The sequence below is a fragment of the Vibrio sp. 10N.222.49.C9 genome, assembly GCF_041474985.1.
Lineage (GTDB): Bacteria > Pseudomonadota > Gammaproteobacteria > Enterobacterales > Vibrionaceae > Vibrio > Vibrio crassostreae_C.
Map to the genome: position 1 here is coordinate 1 of NZ_JBFRVD010000027.1, position 18674 is coordinate 18674.

14 protein-coding genes are annotated in these 18674 nt (G+C 42.6%); 2 read left to right on the forward strand and 12 right to left on the reverse strand.

Annotated features, from left to right (window positions below; all coding sequences use genetic code 11):
* Positions 1 to 119 precede the first annotated feature (119 nt).
* Genes AB4585_RS12425 through AB4585_RS12460 form a run of 8 tightly spaced genes read right to left on the reverse strand, consistent with a single transcriptional unit; the run spans position 120 to position 10783 of the window.
* Positions 120 to 1313, reverse strand: coding sequence for a hypothetical protein (locus tag AB4585_RS12425; RefSeq protein ID WP_372169923.1), 1194 nt, complete (start codon positions 1311 to 1313; stop codon positions 120 to 122).
* Entirely contained in the window at positions 1306 to 2082 is a 777-nt protein-coding gene (locus AB4585_RS12430) for a M48 family metallopeptidase (RefSeq protein ID WP_372169925.1), read from the reverse strand. Before AB4585_RS12430 ends, AB4585_RS12425 begins: the two co-directional genes overlap by 8 nt.
* A complete protein-coding gene (locus tag AB4585_RS12435) occupies positions 2082 to 5348 on the reverse strand; it encodes a type I restriction endonuclease subunit R (protein WP_372169927.1) in 3267 nt (1088 codons plus the stop codon). The genes AB4585_RS12430 and AB4585_RS12435 overlap by 1 nt, the downstream gene beginning before the upstream one ends.
* Entirely contained in the window at positions 5345 to 6445 is a 1101-nt protein-coding gene (locus AB4585_RS12440) for a PD-(D/E)XK nuclease family protein (RefSeq protein ID WP_372169929.1), read from the reverse strand. The genes AB4585_RS12435 and AB4585_RS12440 overlap by 4 nt, the downstream gene beginning before the upstream one ends.
* A 15-nt stretch (positions 6446 to 6460) precedes the next feature.
* Positions 6461 to 7336: a GIY-YIG nuclease family protein gene (locus AB4585_RS12445; protein ID WP_372169931.1), complete on the reverse strand. Its 876-nt coding sequence runs from the start codon at positions 7334 to 7336 to the stop codon at positions 6461 to 6463.
* Positions 7336 to 8601 carry a restriction endonuclease subunit S gene (locus tag AB4585_RS12450; RefSeq protein WP_372169934.1) on the reverse strand — a complete coding sequence of 422 codons (1266 nt, stop codon included), beginning with the start codon at positions 8599 to 8601 and terminating at the stop codon, positions 7336 to 7338. The genes AB4585_RS12445 and AB4585_RS12450 overlap by 1 nt, the downstream gene beginning before the upstream one ends.
* Positions 8591 to 10108, reverse strand: a complete 1518-nt coding sequence (locus AB4585_RS12455) for a type I restriction-modification system subunit M (protein WP_372169935.1) — start codon at positions 10106 to 10108, stop codon at positions 8591 to 8593. The genes AB4585_RS12450 and AB4585_RS12455 overlap by 11 nt, the downstream gene beginning before the upstream one ends.
* Before the next feature lie 3 nt (positions 10109 to 10111).
* Positions 10112 to 10783, reverse strand: a complete 672-nt coding sequence (locus tag AB4585_RS12460) for a restriction endonuclease subunit S (protein ID WP_372169937.1) — start codon at positions 10781 to 10783, stop codon at positions 10112 to 10114.
* A 59-nt stretch (positions 10784 to 10842) separates the two neighbouring features.
* Here AB4585_RS12460 and AB4585_RS12465 point away from each other — a divergent pair, with 59 nt between their 5' ends.
* Positions 10843 to 11832: an SMODS domain-containing nucleotidyltransferase gene (locus AB4585_RS12465; protein WP_372169938.1), complete on the forward strand. Its 990-nt coding sequence runs from the start codon at positions 10843 to 10845 to the stop codon at positions 11830 to 11832.
* A gap of 3 nt (positions 11833 to 11835) precedes the next feature.
* Complete coding sequence (locus AB4585_RS12470) at positions 11836 to 12756, forward strand: S-4TM family putative pore-forming effector (protein WP_372169940.1); 921 nt, start codon at positions 11836 to 11838, stop codon at positions 12754 to 12756.
* A gap of 11 nt (positions 12757 to 12767) precedes the next feature.
* Here AB4585_RS12470 and AB4585_RS12475 read toward each other — a convergent pair whose 3' ends face one another.
* The 4 genes from AB4585_RS12475 to AB4585_RS12490 are packed head-to-tail and all read right to left on the reverse strand — an operon-like array spanning position 12768 to position 18604.
* Positions 12768 to 14180: a TnsD family Tn7-like transposition protein gene (locus AB4585_RS12475; RefSeq protein ID WP_372169942.1), complete on the reverse strand. Its 1413-nt coding sequence runs from the start codon at positions 14178 to 14180 to the stop codon at positions 12768 to 12770.
* 6 nt (positions 14181 to 14186) lie between these two features.
* Complete coding sequence (locus AB4585_RS12480) at positions 14187 to 15638, reverse strand: ATP-binding protein (RefSeq protein ID WP_372169944.1); 1452 nt, start codon at positions 15636 to 15638, stop codon at positions 14187 to 14189.
* A complete protein-coding gene (locus AB4585_RS12485) occupies positions 15628 to 17808 on the reverse strand; it encodes a transposase (protein ID WP_372169947.1) in 2181 nt (726 codons plus the stop codon). Before AB4585_RS12485 ends, AB4585_RS12480 begins: the two co-directional genes overlap by 11 nt.
* Positions 17777 to 18604 (reverse strand): TnsA endonuclease N-terminal domain-containing protein, encoded by an 828-nt coding sequence (locus AB4585_RS12490; RefSeq protein ID WP_372169949.1) that lies wholly within the window; start codon positions 18602 to 18604, stop codon positions 17777 to 17779. The genes AB4585_RS12485 and AB4585_RS12490 overlap by 32 nt, the downstream gene beginning before the upstream one ends.
* Positions 18605 to 18674: the final 70 nt, after the last annotated feature.

Below are 18674 nucleotides of genomic sequence, written 5' to 3' on the forward strand. Positions count from 1 at the left end.
GAGTCGTATGACTCGCCATTTTTATATAATTTAAAATCTAGTGAGTAAGCTAAAAGCTTAATGTTTAGGCACAATAAAGTTCGTACACTAAATCAACTTGGGACAATAAAGTTTGTACACTATTTGTAACAGACTTCGTTTATCTGAAACTCTATCTTCTCAAAGGCTTTACTATCAGCAATTTCTGGAGAAACATCGATAACTCCCCAGATCGAGTCCTTACTAGTTCTAATAGGCCTACCCTGCATAGATATTCTTGCAAGAGTGTAAGAACTTTCAAATAAGTTCTTAAGATTCAATTCTGTTGCATCTACACTGAAAGTGCCTTGATGTGCTTTCATGATGCAAGACTTTTCTACACAAGCGGTACAATCACTCACTGAGTGCTTTGCAAAGATTTCTCGGAGAACTCCTTGCTTTCTTGGTCCCAACTCTAAGCCAATAAGACTAACTTCATTAACTATGAATGAATGTAATAACTCTGGCTCATACTCTGCACACATCATCAAAATACCCGCAAAATCTCGCCTATAATCAAATTCATAAAGAGAATAATGATTAAAATACTGCCCTGTAACCTTTTGTGCAAAGTCTCGTAATTTCATATTTTCGAACTTTGAGTATTTGCTATATACCCATTGAGCAAAAATGGGCATCAAACATCCTGGAGCAAATTTAATAGGGAATACATACCTTCCCGTTTCATCCCATGTAATTTTCGGAGAATATTTAGCAGTTACTTCAGGCTTTTTTGCTAAGCTTATCGCTTGTCTACAATCTTTTGCATTAAACAGCCGTTTTACGGCTTTTAGAGTTTTAGCAAACCCTAATTCGGGTAGTTCTTTAAGTGGTTGCCCATGAATAAGACATAAATTTGAACTATCCCAAAAGTGCCGAAAATACCCATAGCCGACACTTGCAATACTCTCTTCTATACAAGATAAACAATACCTTATCTTCGTTGTAGACGAGGCTCGTTCTCTAGTTCTTCTCCCACTAAAAAAAGTAGATTCAATTCGATATGTGTAATAGACAGGGTTATCAAAAAGGCAGTTATACTTACCGTTCACAGACAAGCCCATATCTATAGTTTCTAATAACACATGGTCAGGATAGCGATAGAAAAGGAACTGATACTGCTTTTGAACAAAAGGAGCATCGATCCAACAGCCTGAATTACCTATCACGCCGATAGGCTTTATATTTGGATCATACGTTAATAATGTTCTAAGCAAAGTACTGTGTATCGACTCATCATGAGGTACTTGCTTTCGCAGCAATTCCGCTAGTTCAAAATCAAAATTATCACTCATTCAAGTACAACTCCGCCATGCCATCCAACTTACTTTTCACTTCTTTCCAATGCGGCATAACACTCGTCAGTAAGCGCCAAAATTTCTCGCTGTGGTTATGCTCCGCGATGTGGCAAAGCTCATGGAGGATCACGTAGTCAATGCATTCTTTGGGTGCTTTAATTAGATGTGGGTTGAGCATCAGACTCCCTTTGGCTGAACAGCTTCCCCATTGCTTTGTCATGGGCAGTACACGAAAGCTTGGGATACCATCAACCCATGTAGCTTGTGGCAACAACTCAGATAGACGCTCATGGAAGATGTGTTCAGCACGAACCTTGTACCAGTTGCGCACCAAAACTTTAACCATGGCAGTTTTGTCATCGTTGAATCTCGTCAAGGTGACAAGTAACTTACCTCTAGTCATTTTTACCGTTGGCAAGGCATCTGAATCTTCTACTACCTTCAGCACATAACGCCGACCAAGATAGAACTGCATCTCACCGCTGACGTAGTGTTTAGGCTGGACATACTCCAAATGACCTCGAAACTCTTTCAGGGCATCATAAATCCACTTGGCACGCTTCATTACCGCTTGGTGAATGTCCTCAAGCTCAGCGTCTTCTGGGGTACTAACCGTGACATCACAGTTGGGTTGCACCTTGATGGTAATACTTCGCTTCTTTCCTTGTTTGATAGGCTTACGTAGCACCTCATAGCTCACAGCCTCATCTCCATAGATGAAGCTGTATTCCTCTTTGTTACGTTCGTCAGAGACTGTTGATGCCATTAATGGTGACCTGCTAAACCTAAGCGAGTGATTTGTACCACTTCTTCGGCAATGACTTGCGCTTTATCAACCCCTAAATCGGCAAACAGCAACGGGAGTACCTCTAGAGTGATCTGGTTTTCAATCTCTGATGGATTGATTGAAAACTCTGCTACCGCTTTGCGCACTTTCTCGTCAATCTCTACTGCATAGTTGAAGCATTGATCTTCAGTAAGACCTTGACCTTCAGCGCCATGTTTTAAGAACAATCCAAAGTAAGCTTGTACATGACGCTTAATTTTGGGGTCTAGCTCTGCGAAGCGATCGGTTGGTAACCCCTCGACTTTGCGCTCTTTCACTTGCTCTTCAAAATCAGCAAATAGGAGATATTGCTTAACAGGCGCATCAAACATCTCTTTTGCTTGCTGAATCGCTTGTTTAAGCAGCTTCGAGAAATACTCTTGAGCGTAAGGGTCGTCGGCAAGGTCTTGCTCAATCATCTTAGTGATACGGCCAGTGATCGCATCTTTCTTGTTGCGAGCCTCATCGTCACTCAGCTCTTCTGGTTTTATATCCTTACCCATGTTACCGACAAGATAAGCGCCTTTAGATTCTTGGATCTCAACGCCACCGATGTGCTTGTCTAACATGGTGCGAACACTCTCAGCATACTCGTCATAATCAATGGTTTCTTCGGCATCCTGACGGACAACTTGGCGTAGCGATGTCATGCTTTTTAGCGTGTCTTTATAAACCTGACGTTTATCATCAAAGCTCTTATCTTCAAAGTAAGTTGCTGATTGAAGAGCAACTTTTAAGCAATTAGCAAACGCAGTGAGTGTGCTATAAAAATCTTGGCGTTTCTTTAGGTTTAAATCGGTAGGCTGACCATCTACATATTCTATGCTCGGCGCAAATACCCGTGCCATTGCTTGCGGATCTTGGGTGTTTTTTACATCAATAAAAAATGCCCAGAGTTCACTGTATAGCGCTGGCAGCTTCTTATATTCCGTATCCATGCGACTGTATAAGCCTTTAAGGTCGTCAATATCAAAGCCACCTTGGGTACGCTCAGCCAAATTTTGGTAATCAGCGATGGTGGCATCTAACTCTTTTAAGATGCCTCGGTAGTCGATGAGGTAACCAAACTCTTTCTTCTGATGCAGACGGTTCACTCGAGCGATAGCTTGGATAAGGTTATGTTGTTTCAGCGGCTTATCGATGTACAGCACTGTGTTCTTTGGTTCATCAAAGCCTGTTAGAAGCTTATCCACCACGATCATCAAATCGGGGCCATCGTCTTTGGCGAACTCTTCAATGATGCGTTTGGTGTACGCTTTTTCATCTTCGTTGCCGACATTATCCTTCCACCAATTTTGCACCATGTCTTTGCTTTCACCATCGACCGTATCGTGTCCTTCACGGGTGTCTGGCGGTGACATGGCGACAACCGAAGTTACCTTGTCAATTTGGTCGAGAAGCTTCTTATATTGGATAGCAGAGGCTTTTGAGTCACAAGCAAGTTGCCCCTTTAACCCTTGGCGCTTAAAGTTTTGGAAGTGGTCAGAAATGTCGTGGGCGATAAGCTCGATACGACCTTCGGTTTGATAGATTTGACCTTTCTGAGCAAACTTCTTCTTCAAGTCTGTGCGTTGCTTTTCGGTCAGCTTGTCAGTGATGCGAGCAAACCAAGCATCAAGCGCTTTGTCATTGGTACTTAACTCTGGCACACGCTCTTCATACAACAGTGGGGTAACGGTTTTGTCTTCCACCGCTTGCTGCATGGTGTAAGAGTGGATGATTTTACCGAACTTGTTTTCAGTCTTGTCATCTTGCAGTAACGGTGTACCCGTAAAGCCGATATAAGCCGCTTTTGGCAGAGCTTGCTGCATACGAATGTTGTTTTCACCGTTTTGGCTGCGGTGACCTTCATCAACCAGCACAATCATATCTGGACTGTCGTTATAACACTCTGGCAGTTCAATCGCGGTACCAAACTTGTTGATGATGGAGAAGATAATACGCTCATTGCCTTTGCCGATTTGCTCGGCAAGACGCTTACCTGTGGTTGCCATGGCTGTTTTACGATCTTTTTCAGACAGTGCGCCGCCAGAGGCGAACGTACGAGCTAGCTGATCTTCTAAATCAACACGGTCAGTGACAACAACAACACGGCATTTGGCGAGTTCTTTAATCCAAATCAGTGCCTTGGATAAGAACACCATGGTAAAGGACTTACCCGAGCCTGTGGTATGCCATATAACACCACCATTACGTGCGCCTTTCTCATCGAATGAGGTAACACGCTCAATCAGGGCTTTAATACCGAAGACCTGCTGATAACGAGCAACGATTTTCCCTGCTTTTTTATCGAATAGAGTGAAGAGCTGGGTCATTTCCAGAAGGCGGTCATGACGAAGTAGTGATACCAACAAACGGTCTTGGTCTGTCACCATTAAATCACCGCCTGCAATCAGCGATAGGTATTCATCACGTACCTTGGCTGGACGGTGAGCAAATAGCTTATCGAGGTGCGTTGGAGAAAGCGGCGTGTTTTTAAGACGTGCGAATGTGGCTTCAGTGATCTCTTCTTCTTTCCATTTCGCCCAGAATTTACTTGGTGTACCGCATGTACCATATAAACCTTCATGCCCGTTCACCGACATCAGCAATTGGCTGTAGGCAAATAGGTGTGGGATCTCATCGACTTTTTGGTTACGGATGTTTTGCGAAATTCCCTCAGCGACTGTTGGCTTACCTTCATGAGACGAGTCAGGACGCTTGGCTTCAATCACCACCCAAGGCAGGCCATTCACAAAGCAGACAATATCGGGAATGCGATGACCCGTGCCATGAGTATTTTCTACTTCTAGCTCTTCGGTAAAGTGGAACTGGTTGTTCTCAGGGGTTTCCCAATCAATGACATTGATCGTTGGGCTGGCTTTCTTGCCATTAACAAACTCGGTTACGCCAATACCATAGGTCAGAGCGTTATGCAGCTTTTCATTCGCCGCTTTTAGCCCTTCGTTCATGGCAGGGTTGGCAAGCTCATGGACAATTTTATCGATGGCTGCATCCGATAGATGATGATCTTTCCCCATGAATGAGTAGGTTTTGTGCTTGAGGACATCCCGTAATACATCAGGCAAAATGACCGTGGAAAGATTGCCACGCTTAACGACACACACACTCGGTGGAATGAAATGATAGCCGAGGTTGGTCAGCAAAGTCAGTGCTGGAATTTTAGCGCTTTGTTCTTCACGGAAATTGGGCAATGCTGGGCTCATGACATACCTCCGTGACACTTGTGTTCAAAAGTATTTAGCTCTAAAAGGCGCTGCCCAATGTATTTAATAGTCGCTTCTGTTGTCATTTCTGCGCTTTTAACTCTATAAGCTCGGTATTGATTATGTTTGCCTTCAACCCATCGCTCTGTGCTTATATTCGATGCAACTATTGCATCTGCTGTACTCTCACCGACTCCGTTTCGTAAGTGAGCATATGTATTAATCGAGGACTCTGCCTTATCACCAGAAAGGAGCAACACTACATCAGATTCAACTTCTTCTTCCCAATTAGACAAGTAAAATCGCAGCGCAGGGAAGCCTCCCCAATGCTCCAATCGAGTTATAACTTCCTTTCCTATGTTACTTTGAATCGTTGCTTGTAATTGTTGATGATACTCGCTAATTGCTTGCTTCTTAGTTTCTTGAACTTCTTTAATTGCAGCGAGGTTATTTATCACAAAATCAAGGGTTTGCTGGTTGACTGACGGTTGAGACATGAGACTCTCCAAATGCAAAATGAACTCACGCAACAGCAAAGTCCACTTGTTAATAGGTTGGGAAATAAACTGCTCCGCGAGTTGAGCTTTCAACTCCGTAATGAGTTGTGGATAGCTTACGCCATGCCACCCTTTAGTTAAGGACTCTCCTGAAGGGGATAACACCACAAACAACACTTGTTTATCACTAAAACGAGCTTGGTTCTGTTCTTCTCTGACAAAAGATTCATAGTGTTCAAACGGGTTGTTTTGCTGATGATTAATTTTGTTTTCCAGCACAAGTACCCAGTCAGAACTCTCCAGAAGTAGGTCAATACGTTTTCCTGCTGCTGTTCTTACCTCTCGCTCAGGCTTTTCAATTAACGAGCTGTCTAGCGAGCAATATTCAACGGGTAGGCAGTTTAGTAGTGCTTTGAGCGCCACATCACCCAGTTGGTGCTGCCCATTGCTATCACAGAAGAATGCCAATATGTCTGTGGTGGGGTTTTCGAAATAACCTTTACTGCCAATACTGAAAATAGTCGGCTCTGATATTTCGGAGGGTTCTAGTTCCTTGAACTCTTCTAGCAGCCGTTCAAACCTTGTTAGTTGTGTGTCCATTCCTAGCCTTAATGATTAGTCAATTGCTTGCTCAGTAGCAGACTCAAGCGTTCTTCCTTGGTGGTCATGCAAGGTGACACCTTTATCAGTTTTCCAATCAACCCAGCCATTTGATGAACCAAGGAGTAAGAAACACGAAGCACCGCTTGGGGTTTTAAATAGATAGTCGCGTTCGAATACAAAACGGTCACCATTTTGAGATATCACTTTTTTGGTAAGCAGTTCATCTCGCTTTTCATAAAATCGAGGTTCGGTTTTACGCTTGGTTTTCATTGGTGCAGAAGAGCCTTTTAATACCACCATACCCTCATTGGTATAAACCCCCTCAGCTTTAACACCAGAACGATTACAGACAAAAGTTTGGCTATCTTTTTTATTATTCATTTCGGTTAGCGGCTCGAAAATCGGATACCCCAAGGTTGCTAAAAGCAGACTGCCAATATCATGGATTTCATCGCAATCTGCTTTGAGAGGGATAGGCGTGTGGGGCTTTTGTCCACCATTGCCATTGAGCAATTCGTAGCGTTGGCATGCCTTCGCTTTTTCAATCGCAAGCGATTCTAAATAGAGCACGTGAGTTTGGGTAAGGTTGTTGGTGAGAGAAACTAAGACTAATGCTCGCTCCCAGTCTTTAGTCTCGCTTTTATGGTGTTGCATCAATCGAGACCCGACATCACCAGATTGGCCGATGTAGCATTCCTCTTTGTTGTCACCAGAGACAAGAAAATACAACCCTACTTGCTTTGACTCTGGCATATTAACAAACTCGACCATTTCGCTACGCGGCACCTCAATCAAACGAATGATTGAGGTCGTCTGTTCAGCTATGCGAATACCCGCTGGGTCACCGCTAGGTAGAAAAATCTGGATGGTGCGAGGTCTCTTATTCATTATGCGACTTCCATTTCATCAACTTTCACACGGCGCTTACCCGTTAACAACTGCTGCATCAATGCCTTTTTCTCTTGTTTAAAGTGAACCAGCTTAGCTTCAAGCACTTCTATTTCTTTATCGGCAGCAGTAAGGACAGAAGCGATTTTTTGTTGCTCTTTCAAAGTGGGATTTAGAACTTTTACTTGCTTCAATTCTGTTTTATTTATTTTGGGGTGACCACTTCCCGCTATAACTTTCGAAACTCTATTTTGACCAAACTCACTAGCCAGAAAATAATATATATAGTTATTATCTATATGTTTTTTGAATTTTGTCATTAACATATTCGGCGCTAGCGTAGCTGCTAATTCAACATCTGGCATCATCCATACCTCACCCACATTAGCACCAATATTTGCCATGAGGAGTTCGCCACCTGATAGAGTTGATTTCTTTAGAAATTCATAGCTGCCTCTATCTACATACTTTTGTGCAGGGTGACCTAGCCCAGCTCTCAGATCTACTAGACGAACATAAAGAGCATGATCGATAGTGTCTTTCACCACGACATTTTCCCGTAAAGCTTGAAAACTTCCATTTGCTACATAGTCCGTCATAATTAAAGCGATATCATTTAAGCTTATATCTTCCCACACCCCCTCAAACACTTTACCCATTTCAGGGTTCACTAAACGCTTCTTGCCCGTCAAAAGCTGCTGCATCAGGGCTTTTTTCTGCTGCTTGCTGGTTTCAATCAGCTTTTCTGTGCAGGCAATCGCTTTGTCCCATGTTGAGAGGATTTTTGCGATTTTGCGCTGTTCGGAGTACGATGGAGTTAGAACTTTATAAGCATTAAAGTAATCAGCCGTTACTCGTCTATGCCCAGCAGAACCTTGCATGTTCATTTCTCCTTTAACACGAAGCTCTTTAGTTCGAGTTAAATAATAAATGAATTCAGGATGTGTTCCTTTTTTTGCTCGAAGCACATGAAACTCTGTACTACCAAAACCGATACCGTTCGCTAAGTTGTCAACCAATGCTCCTTTCCCATTCTCGAAACAAGGAGTAATTTTGGCGACTAAAACATCCTTATCAACAAATGAAGTGAAACCTTTTGATACATCATCATAAGGCTTATTCTCCGTCGAAATAACTTTTCCTGACTCAGATAATTGTGGCATCGCAATGAATGAAACTACGCCATCATCAGGTTTTGATGGCTTTTTAGGGTTCAAACTACACAGTTCGCCTAGTTTTTTGACTTCCCAACCATTAGGCACCATAACCCAACTCCTCTAAGTAACCCGCCATTTCCGCCTCTAGGTCAGCAAGCTCATTTTGCAGAGCTAAACGCTTATTACGCACGGCTACAAGATCGATCTCTTCTTCTTCCTCAAAGGTATCCACATAACGAGGAATATTAAGGTTGTAGTCGTTCTCGGCAATCTCCTCTAGGGTCGCTAGGTATGAGTATTTATCGGTAGTTTCACGAGCTTTGTAGGTATCAACAATCTTCTGAATGTTCTCAGGGGTTAGCTGGTTTTGGTTCTTACCAGACTTAAACTCACGAGAGGCATCAATAAACAGCACCTTGTTATCGTCTTTCTGCTTCTTGAAGATAAGAATGGCAGCAGGAATGCTAGTACCAAAGAATAGCTTTTCAGGTAGGCCGATTACGGCATCGAGTAGGTTTTCATCGATAAGTTGCTTACGGATTTTACCTTCAGATGAAGCGCGGAATAGTACGCCATGAGGCACAACAACACCCATTCTTCCGCTTTCAGGTTTCAGCGTCTCAATCATATGTGAGATAAACGCATAGTCACCTTTGGTCTTCGGTGGGATACCACGACGGAAGCGACCAAAGTGGTCATTACCTGCATCTTCAAAGCCCCATTTATCAAGGGAGAACGGAGGGTTCGCCGTAACTACATCGAAGTGCAACAAGCCGCCGTCTTTGTCTTGTAGTTTAGGGTTACGAATGGTGTCACCCCATTCAATGCGGTGGTTATCTTCACCGTGTAGGAACATGTTCATCTTCGCCAGTGACCACGTTGAACCAATCGCTTCCTGACCAAACAGCGCGTACTGCTTTGAGCCTGCAAAGTTGTTCTGTACTTGCTTACCACACTTCATCAATAGTGAGCCTGAACCACATGCAGGGTCACAAATGCTATCGCCTTGTTGTGGCTCTAGGATGATAGAGAGTAGATCCGACACCTCTGGTGGGGTATAGAACTCACCCGCCGATTTACCGCTACCAGCAGCGAAGTGTTTGATGAGGTACTCGTAGGCGTTACCAATTACGTCCAGCGAACCCACGCGGCTTGGGCGCAGGTTTAGGGTATCTTTACCAAAGTCTTCTAGTAGGTGGCGCAGGATGTCGTTCTTCTGCTTTTCATCACCGAGCTTATCAGTGTTAAAGCTGATGTCTTGGAAAACGTTCTTTAGCTTAGTGCCGTTCGCTTCTTCAATCGCATGTAGTGCTTGGTCGATGCGAGAGCCGTTACCTGCTTCATGGCGAGATTCGTATAAGTCCCAGAAAGTTGAACCAGTCGGGATTTTGAAAGACTGTTTCGACATCATCGCAGTGATCATCTGCTCGTTACCATTGAACTGCTTTGATAGCTCATCAAACTTGTCTTGGTGTACGTCAGAGATGTATTTCAAGAACAGCATGGTCAGGATGAAGTCTTTGTAAATAGATGGGTCTACTGTGCCTCGGAAAGTGTCACAGGCAGCCCAAACGGCTTTGTTGATCTCATCTTGGTTGATTGAAGAATTTGGCATTTTCTATCTCTTATTTTTTGATTGTTCGTTTAAAACTTGATTGGCGATGACTTGCATCTCCATCCGTCGTAACTGGATTAACTCTTGGTATATTTGCTCTTCTCGATGTACTCGCTGGCTTAACGACACCACTTTTCGCTGCGTTTCCAATGGCGGAATTGTGATTGGCGTTTCCTCTAGTACCGAACGTCGAATACTCACTTGCATTGTACCCTCGGCAGATTGCTGAAAATGACGTTGTGCGACCGATTGATTGAGTTGCCATGCAAGAAACTCTGGCAATAGCGTTATTGTGGAGTTCAAGCGAATCTGAAAATAGTGCGGCGAGCAGATCACTGGTAGCTCTAGCACGCTCAAATCGCCTTCTGATACCCAAGATGCAAGGTTTCTTATTCCACGCGCAGCAAATATTACGTCGCCCTCTTGAAGCCATTCAGGCTCTTTTCGCCCAGCAACATCGGCACGAACAAGCTGCGACCACCTTATTTTCCCATCTACGCTTTGATCTCTGGTTTGAATGACATAGCCATTCCCATTTAAGGCCTCTTCTATCGAACCTCGGAAAGAATGGCCAGATCGAACTACCGCGATTTCTTTTAGTCTTACAAGCAAAAAACAAACCTGCATCATTTCATGTGATGCAAAAATAATGCTTGACGATGAACGAAATGTCAACGTAATCTAGAAAAAACAGCATCATCTTTAGTGATGCATTGAAAGCACATGGAGGTCATATGCCGACAACTGTAAATTCTGCGTTTAATCAATTTATGTCTGACAAGGTCAATCTTGATAGTAAGAAAACAACCACAGCGCGTTCCAGCCGAGATTATTTGAAAGGGCAAGTAAAAGGGCTAACTGATTTCTTTCCGCTTTACAGCGACAAGGACATCAATTTTGGTTCTTTTGCGAGACGAACGAAAATTCGTCCCTTAGATGATATAGATATGGTTTTCACACTGTCGGCAAATGGCTGTACATGGGAGGAGAGTTTTGACGGCACTATATACATCAATACACCGACCGAATACCCTGAGTATAAGAGCTTTCGCCATGACAGTTCATTTCGCCTCAACTCACGTAAGGTCATCAATCACTTTGTGAGTAAATTGACCGAGCTGAATCACTATAGCAAAGCGGAGCTACACCGAAATCAAAACGCAGCAACGCTTAAACTAACAAGCTATGACTGGAACTTTGACATCGTTCCAGCCTTTTTTACTACTGAAGATGCCGATGGAAAAACCTTTTACATCATTCCTGACGGCAACGGTCACTGGATAAAGACAGACCCAAGACTAGATCAACAGCGAGTCACTGATATCAATCAGCAATGTGGTGGTCATGTGCTTAATGCGATCCGAGCAATTAAATACTGGCAACGTAGAGCGACGATGCCTTCAATGCCATCTTATCTCTTAGAGAATTTGGTTCTTAATTACTTTGCGGAAAAAGGCGAGGCGAGCCTGTTCGTCGACATCAACATCATCAATGTACTTCAATACATAAAGGACAACATTTGGTGGAATGTTAATGATCCAAAAGGAATTCAAGGAAATTTGAACACTTTATCTTGGGACGAAAAGACTAAAATTTCGCGAAAAGCGGAAACAGATTTCAATGCAGCCCTAGCAGCGCGGGAGTTTGAGAAAGAAGAAGACCACAAAAAAGCAATTGGAGAGTGGCGCAAAGTGTTTGGTAACGACTTCCCACAATATGGATAAAAAATGACAAATATCATAGCTAATCAGAAAAGTACTGAGGCCATTGAGGCTGGCACAGCATTTCGCTTTGCCTACAAAAAAGCAAAAGCTTGGAAAGCAGCAATATGGTCAACTACATTGCTGTTTGCTGTCGTACAAACAGTAGCGTCAGCGTACATTTTTTCCAACGGCACCCCAGAGATAGATCCGACACCTTATGTTGTAAGTTTACTTCTAGCATCAGTCTTCGCAGGCAGCTTTGGTAAGCAGCAAGTTACCAAATGGATCAATATGGGTTGTACGCTTCAACGTTTGCATGATTATTTAGTTATGGCTGTCGGCGTAAGACCCACCCATATCGAACTCCCAAAAAGCAAAATCATTGAGTTAGGTCAGAAGCAGATTCGCAGTACACCAAGCGACAAACAGGAACTTGAAAACTGGTGGTCGACTTCACTGGACAAAGTACCGTTCTCTGTTGCAAAAGTAATAGCGACGTACTCAACTTTTGCATGGGAAAGTGAACTTCGTAAAAAGTATCAAGCATTGTTAACTGCACTTTTAGCAGCAAGTGTAGCGAGTCCAATTGTCTTAGCCCTACTCCTGAACTACACAATCTCTCAATCAATCATATTTACTATTGCACCATTTACGCCCTTTATCTCCGTACTTTTAGATGAGTGGATAACAAACAGGCAAAATTTAAACATTGCTAATGATTTAACTAAAGAATGCCACACCTCTTGGCGAACCATTGTAACTGGCAAGTTATCAGAGCATGAAATCGAAAAATCGACTGAGCAACATATGAATTTTTGGCAAAACTTCCGCCAATCCGCAACACCAATTTTTGAGTGGATATACCATTATTCTCAGCGTCAAATGGAGATGAATATGGTCGTTGATACCAAAGAATTAGTAAAACAATATCAGGACACTCTATAAGGAAGTACAACTCAGAGAAACTTACCAAACCCTATCGGCTTCGTGGCTTGAGGCAATATCCCCTCAAGCCATTTTTTGTCATGATGATAAAGCCAGAAGAAAGCAGCATTACACTTAGATTTAATATCTCGTCTGAGTGACGACGAATTGGCTGCAACATAACGCAATAGCTCCAACCTACATCGACGTCGCTTAGATTCAAAGTGACAACGCTTTCTCCACTCAACAAGCCCACTCTTACTAGAGATCACTTGCTCTACCGAACCGATACCGACACCACAGATTTCGGAAATACTCTTTCTATGCATTGATAGCGTTGCTAATTTAATTATCTTACCTTTGATTCTATCGGTTAACATTCTTGGCTTTAAGTTGATAGGTACTCCATGTTTTAAAGCTATCCGCTTTAAGTAAGAGCGGCTTTTTCCCGTGACACGATAGACCTCCGCCATTGATTCGCCTTGCTTTAGTAGTGTCAGACATTGACGTTCCATATCTTTACTTTTACTAACAGACTCCTGCGTTGCAACTGTTGTTTTCACGACATCATAGTCAAAAATATCTTCTGCTCGCTTAAATAACCATGAACCAAATAAAAGATGTCGAAATGGGTGATGGCTGCTCATCGAAACTAATAGTTCTGATAAATATCTGTAGTCTCGAATGTGCTTTGGTAACGGGTTGTCACCACAATCAGCAAACGGGCGAACATAGTTAAAGAAGTCTTTGAAGAGCACTTGCCTTCTTACATGGTTACCACGAGTAACATACCCAAGCTCATCCAATCTATTACGATATGCTTGCGCCCAATTAAAAGGCTTCATTTCCTTACTCAAGATATTTAACAAGCTATGACTATAGGTGGCGGTCTTGACTTCAACGTCTGAAGGGTTTGATTCAGGTGAGCTTGTTAGCGGAGGGAATAAACCTCGTTCAAGCTTTTGTCTTGAATTCAATCGAGTTAATTGCAGAAACTCTTGATGTTTGTAGCATGTGGATATACCACAAATCTGATGACTTCGGTGCCAATACGCAACGCCATGATTGGAAATGTCCTCAATGGCACACTGATGGCACCATTTCAGATAAACTGTACTACCTTGCCCAAAGGAAGCAAGTTGGCTTTCCCATAAAGCCTTATTCCCATCATTATTCAGAAGTAATTTTCGCAACTCGTGTGAGTGCTGAGGTAAAAAAAAGAAGAAGAGTGGCGCAAGAGTTTGCTCATATAGAAGCTTAGATTCGCTATCTTTTAGTAATGAGGATAACTTTGATACCCCTACAGTCAACGTAGGGTGAAACGTATGCCTAGAAGACGCTAAAACTTTTTCAGTAAGTTGGCTTGAAGACTCGCCTAATAAACAAAAATGACGAACTAATCGTCCAAAGAGTAACTCATCATCAAATGCGCGTGTAACAAACATACTAAACTAACTAAAAGTTCCTAAAGGGTCATCACATAACAACCCTGAATAACGAAGGCTTTCAATCGGGTCACTATCTTGGGCTGCTCGTTGAATAAGAGAGGTATCCAAGACCCTATCCATCAAATCTTCAGCTAGCCCAACTTCGGTTAATGCTTGAGCAAATTCTGGGTGGTGTGGACGAGTAAGGTCTCCTGGAATTGTCACGGGCTTAGACTGTGTTTTAACGACTTCTTTCTGCGTACAGCCCTCACCTGTATCACCATTTGGTTCTGAGTTTCTTCCTTCTCTATTTCTTTTTAAGATAGAGAGCCTTTGCTTTTTCCTCAGCTCTTCCGTAAGTGTTTTCGTCAGGCGTACGGCTATGCTAGCGCCAAGCTCAAGTACCTCTTCAGTAATCCTCTCATCAGACGAACCTATAATGGCTTTTTGAGCGGCGTAGTAAATGCGAACAGCCAAGTCCATATTCCCAGCAGACAACGAGTAAAGTCTATTACTCAAGCTAGGGGTCAATGGCGTCGCAACATTCGTCCACTGTAAACACCAAAGTTCATCAACAAACAACTCCCATTCGTCGTCATTTTTCATTAGCTCTACATTGAAATAACCACTGCTTTCCGCTCTTCGCGCTGATTTAAAACTCTTACTTAACAATGTGTCAAACGGAGGGTTGGCACAAAAAAGCAACGGTATTCCTAGATTGTTGACTAAGTTATGCAGGAACCCCAGAAGTCGATCTGCACCGCCAGCTTTGGCGAGATTTAGGTTTTGCATCTCATCAATAACAAGGACTCCGAGAAAACTGGATTTCATTTTAGCTTCAATTTGCTCTAACAATAGAGCAATGGTTCCCGCTGGTTTAGTTGGAGGAAGACTTAGTTTTCGATCGATTTGCTCTAAAATGCGATGGCAGAGTCCCTTCACACTTGAGTCATCAGGACAATCTACTTTAATCCAAACAACTTGCGGAATTGCTAATACTTTATTCTGGTAATATCGGTGTTCGATGACATCTGGAAAGCAGTTGAGCACTTGTTCAAGCATGCATGTCTTTCCTACACCGCTTTCACCGATGATTGTTATACCGCTGCCCTTCGGTTTAAAAAAACCTGTTCTCGGTTCAACATCAGGACGGCTATCAGATGAGTAATGAAGATAATTCATCGTCGTTGGTGACAATGGGTTTTTTGCTGAATATCCCTCCTTAATCGCCATTTCAATAGCCCTAAAGACATCCAAATAGAGTGGAAGAGGCTGCCTCAGCTCTTTCAATCGAGTAAGGTACTCTAACCTTTCAATCTCTTCTAATTTCGTTTCATCAAGGTTTCGTTCAGGATAATTACTCAACTTTACAACTAATTCAGAATCACCCACTTTGGGTGGTAAAGCTTCGATTAAAGGGTTACCTCGGTGCTCTGGCAAAATGGCTTCATGGTAGCTAGCGTTTTCACATCTCATTATCATTAACCTTTTTTCGCTTTAGCATCGATATTACTTTTTTCTTTTTATTATCAATATACTCACCCGATGAGCCAGATTCCATATTCTGCTCTGTCAGACTAGATTGAGTGTCACCATCCTCAAGTCTTTGTGCGAGAATCGCTTCCCGCCTTCTCGCTTTCATGCCCTCTGTTCTCTCAGATTTTGAGCTAAGTGATGGAGCTAATGCTGCTTCCTCTTTTGCATTTTGGATAGTCTGATTTCTTCTCTGGTGACGCTCTATCGACTTCGCTGTTGGTCTAGCTTTTTTCTGCTCTAATTTAAGCCAATCTTCAAAATACAAAATATCTGCTTGGTGCCTATGGGAAAAGTTAGCTGATTCTTTCATCAACTTACACCGTGTAAAACCGCTTTCTTCTTCAAGCCTGACATATATAAAGCTAGAGTTGTCATGATCAATCAGTGCATCGAGAGGCCATGACCCATGATTTCTAGCAATGACCTTCCAATTATCAAAACTAGGGTGACCCGAGTCATAGTACATTTGGTCATTGAGTCTAATACCTTTACCCGTCATGGTTACTTTAGTGGCAGGTAAAAGACGAGCGCGAACATGCGCTTCATCTGCTCTACTCAAAGCATGCTTATGCGCTTTCACATGTAGATTCCAATAATTAAAGGGGGTTGGAGGAAGTCCTGATTCTATAAGTAACGTGCTCTGCTTGGCCAAGTCTTTAAATATTGAGCTGTTATGCTCCAATACTGCATCAATAAGTAGCTTAGTTACGTCCCTAAGTGTTAATGCAGCATCTAATCTCGGGTCCCTATCACCTCTAATGTAGTGTCGTCCCTTAGTTGTCCCCAACAACTCATGAACCAACTTTTCATTCAAAATATTGAAACGATGCTCAACTATACCTTTCAACTCAGCTCGGTAAGGAGGCGCAATACTCAAGTGACCAATCAGTGGTACCGCGAGGTTCTCGGCATCTTTGCAAATGAACTCGCCTCGATCACAAAGCAGCCGCTGAGGGATGTGATGACAAGGCCAATCCGTTTCATCTATTTCAATACCAAACTCAGCACAATACCCTTTCTTTGAAGTAAAACTGTTAATTAAAGCCTGTCGTCCCGCTCTCCATGAAGCGTACTCCATTGAAACATGAAGCCCCACAATCATCCGACTCTCTTTATCCACCACACAGTAAACTGTTGGTCTACCTAAAACATGATTCCTCTGAAAGTCCGAAACAATATGAACATCTAAAACCGTTGCATCCAGTTCAAAGCAACTACCAGGAACTTCTGTATGATCAGTCGCTGCCCCCTTCAAACTACGTCTATTTCGTTCAAAATCACCCTGATTGGTCTGCTTACGAATCAATGTATGTGCTGGGATTAGTTTCTTAACCCAATAAACAAATGCTCTATAATTTGGCACTCTTGCATCTCTAGACTCAGATTCCGAAGCGATTAATTCATCTGCATAGTATTCTTTGAGCATTTTGTCATAGACTCGGCTGTATCGGATTTTTTCACCTTTGAGACCGAACTGCTTCATTGCTTTAATAAACAAAGCCTTATCAGCTTCGGTAGTATTCACACCTATAGGAGCATCGATACTAGGACTTGATAACTGCACTGGTGAGCCACGTTTTACTTTACCAGCAGCTCTAGTTTTCCCTCTCCCTCCTGAGTTCTTGTAGCTTGGTAAAAGTGCATTTCTCTCTTGGCCATACTTCCAGTAGAGATTCAGTGCTCTATATATATTCTGCACATATGTGTTGTTCGCCTTTGCGTGCTGAGAAACCAAGGCACTGCGAGGTTGGTCAACTAGATTGAGCAAAAAATCAGAAGAAGAAACTAAGTCTACGATCAGTGAGTATTTCTCATTTCTTTTGGCGAGATGACTCCCTGAAATATCATCTTCAGATTGCAATTGATAATAAGGCAATTCATACAGGCTTTGCTGAGCTTTACCGACTTTGATTGCCTCACTAAAAAGATCAAAAGCTAGTTTGATTGGCCGTTGCAAAGCCTTTGATTCGACCAAAGGAAACAAAATGATAATGCGATCCGCTGTATGCTGCTGTAAAACTCGGTATAGGCCATCATTGAGAGCATCCAAGCTTTCAATTTTCCAAACACTATTTAGTTCAACTTGCTGCATGTTGTTTTGAAGTTCCATCTATCTTGATTTCCATGATTTCAATCATCCCTGATAGGACGATAGGGCGAGACAGGTCAACTGTTACCTCTTTGTCAGCCAACAGAGACTTTAACAACATCAAGGCATCATCTTGCGAAATGCCTATTTCATGAGAAAATGTTCCACAAATTTCATTCAATTGCATAGTTCCGATCGTCAACAGACGTTTAGCCACATCTCTAAATTCATTCGGTGTTGATGGGTATTTCTTGCGTTTAGCGTCTGTAATCCATTGAATATTCTTGGACTTAATCTGATTAAGCTCTGATAGGTAAAATATGTGGAAAGGGACGCCAAGCAACTCCCACCACACCCGCTCTATATCTAGTTTTTCGGCTGTTCTTTTGTCAGACAGTTTTTCTCTTGGTTTAACACATACAGCTTCATACCAAACCCTTTGACCATCACTACAGGTTAAAAGGAAATCGGTGGTCATGATGACAGGATCTTTGGTGACAGGGTGTTTAGGGTGCTCAATACCAAGTGATTGAGCGATTTTTAATGAGAGAGAGATAGGAAGCAAAGGAAACTGCTCCCGAATATCTATAACTGAATCAGAAAACTCAGCCAAGTAGAAAAAACACGACTCTTGTTCCGATAGGGTATGGTGACTTCGACCTGATTTTATTCCTTCAATCTTACCGCTATGACCATGAGATTTAACATCTTGAACTCTTATCCAAGGCGTATAACTGGCTCCCTCACCTAAACCATAATTCTGTTTCAAAGCTCGCTTGAAGTCGGCGAGCTTTTCAAGTTTTCTTCGTCCAGCCACAACATACACTCAATCCAATTCGATACTGTATATTATAGCTTAGTGTACAAACTTTATTATTCCAAAGCTG